This is a genomic window from Lapillicoccus sp. (genome assembly GCF_025353065.1).
GTDB lineage: Bacteria > Actinomycetota > Actinomycetes > Actinomycetales > Dermatophilaceae > Lapillicoccus.
Map to the genome: position 1 here is coordinate 1 of NZ_JANXRJ010000275.1, position 2,597 is coordinate 2,597.

Annotated in this window: 1 protein-coding gene; it reads right to left on the bottom strand. The window is 68.0% G+C overall.

Going from position 1 to position 2,597, the window contains the following annotated elements; genetic code table 11:
- Positions 1-218: 218 nt before the first annotated feature.
- Positions 219-2,489 carry a putative transposase gene (locus tag Q0R63_RS20160; protein ID WP_295701480.1) on the bottom strand — a complete coding sequence of 757 codons (2,271 nt, stop codon included), beginning with the start codon at positions 2,487-2,489 and terminating at the stop codon, positions 219-221.
- Positions 2,490-2,597: the final 108 nt, after the last annotated feature.

The window sequence follows — 2,597 nt, forward strand, 5'->3', positions numbered from 1 at the left end:
CCGTGCGTGAAATCCCCCCTTTGTCTGACCAGCCGTGCCGGACGTGTAGAGCAGCACCGCGGTCTCCTCGTTCGCGATAGGGGATCGGAACGGGATGCTGTCCGTCGAGATCGCATCCCTAGGCGCCGACCAAGACCACATCCACCCCGAGAACCGGCGCCATATCCTGACTGGCAAACACCTTTATGGTTCCAGACCTCCGGACATGGTGAGATCGTTTATGCGGGGGTTGGGTAGCCCTTGACGCTGTAGCGGAGTGTCAGTTCGGTTCCGGGGTAGTGGGTAGCGGTGGCGGTGAGCTCGTTGCAGAGCGCGGCGAGGGCGTTGCTTCGTCTTGGGGCGCTGGCGGGGTCGAGCCGGACGTGCAGTGTGTTGCCGGTGATCTGCAGGTCACCGGAGAGGGTGAATGCTTCGCGGAGCAGCGCGCGTCCTTCGTCGTCATTGCGAGCGTAGTGGGGCCGCAGTAGCCGAGCCAGGGCGGTTTCGGTGTTGTAGGCACTCATTCGGATGGCGTGGGTGAGGAGTTTGCGTTCGGTCTCCAGCAGCCGGCTGCCGGGCCGGACCTGCCCGAGCGGCAGGTGACTTGGGGTCTTGCGGGATGCGTTCGTCGCCTCGGCGAGGTCGGCCTGAGCGGTAGTTAACGCGACGCCGGCAGCGGGGTCGACCAGTGCTGTCCCGCCGTTGCCGCGCCGGCCGGCCTTGGCCACGGCAGTGTCGAGGGCCTCGGCGAGGCTGGTGTGGGCGTCGGTGAGGTCTTTGCGGGCGTCTTTGACGCGGTCGATGGCCTGGTGCTTGGCCGGGTTGGGGACCAGCCGGGTCATGTCATCAGGGTGGTCGGCGTAGGAGTCCAGGGCGTCGAGGGCGAAGTGCTCGCGACCGTGTTTGAAGTAGTTCTCCTGCCTCCACCGGTTACCCATCCGGTAGGCGATCTCGGCCGCGGTCAGGTCGGTGCGGTTGGTCAGGATCGGGGTCTGATGTCCGTCGGGGCTGCGTCGGATGATCAACCGCAGCCTCACCGTGCCAGCCGCGTCCGTGCCCGCGGTGCCCGCGGTGCCCGCGGTGCCCGCGGGTTGGCGTGGGACGGGCAAGGTGATGGGGCGTTCGGCGAGTTCGTAGTGGTGGCTGCTGCCGTCGGGGGCGGTGTGCTCGAGGGTGGTGAAGGTGCTGGCCGCGGCGCGGGCCCACGCGCCCTTGTAGTAGGTGAGCAGGTCCATGTCGGCGGCGATGATCTCGGCGAACACCTGTGGGCTGTAGCCGCCGCGGTCGAACACCAGCGTGCACCGCCGCTCGGGGCCGATCAACGTCCGCAGCTGCGGCAGCAGCCGGCGCAGCTCCGAGGCCAGCGACTGAGACGGGGCGGCGGTGATGACCATCACCGGGTCGCCGTCGCTGTCACCGACCCAGGTCTCCTCCGTCGCGGGGCCGGCGATCCGCATCCGGGCGATGTGGGTCTTGGGTAGCGCCCGGGTCCCTGAGTAGACCCGGACATGTCCGTCCAGGTAGAGGAACCCGACCGCCTCCGGACGGGACTGAACGTGGTGTGCGCCGAGGGCGGCTTGCAGCTGCGCTCCCTTGCCGTGGCCGCCGAGCTCGGTGAGTTCGCGGCGCAACGTCTTGACCTCCGGAGCCCGATCGAGCCCGAGGACCCTGCCCAGATCCGCCGGTCGCAGCCGGGTCGCGGCCTCAGCGCGAGGCTCGCGCAGTAACGCCATGAACACCCCCATCAACAGCGTGACGCGCAGCCCGTAGAAGCCCTTGCGCATCGGACCGAACACCTGCCCGGCAACCCCGAGAAGGCCCGTCATCTCCAACGCCGGCAACGCCAACAACAACCCGACCAGCGGCAGCTGCGCGCCCTCGGTGAACACCACCGGCGCCTCAACAAGATCACCGAACCTGGCCGCGACCCGCTCCGCAGTTCGCGCGAGCGGCGGTGCCAGTACCACCAGCTCCGCCTGCTCGTCATCGGTGCTCTCGGTGCCGGTCTCGGTGTCATCGTCGATGACGATCTCCACCTCGATCGGCTGCTCCACCGGCTGCGGGGTGCGCGTCGTGACCCGCCCCAACGCGACCCGGACCGTCGCGGTCGATACCCCCGTCCGCGCGGCGATCGTGAGCAACGTCAGACCATCGGCCTGCAGCGCAATGATCTGCGCCGTGAGGGCTTCGGTGAGCTTGCTCGGACCCTTCGGGCCGGGAACGTCACGGACCAGCCCCAGCACCCCTTGGGTCGTGAACGACCCCACCCAACGCCACAACGTGGCCTGGTTGACCGAGAACGCCGACGCGACCTCGGTCGCCGACGCGATCTTGCTCCGCACCAGCTGCACCGCAGCCAACCGACGACCGGCAGCATCGGTGGCCGCATAGTCAAAGGTCGCCAACCCGAACACGAACACCACCCCGCCGTCCGGACCTTCCAACAGCCCCGCCGCCGGCCCGATCGAACGCGCCTGAGCCGGCAGCAACGGCAACACCGGTTGGCTCACCCGCCCCATCCTGCCGCTACCGTTAGTCACGCATTGATTATCTCATCCGTTAAGAGTGACAGGCCATCCCGACACACCGAAAACCCCTACTACGTAAGGAAACCCCTG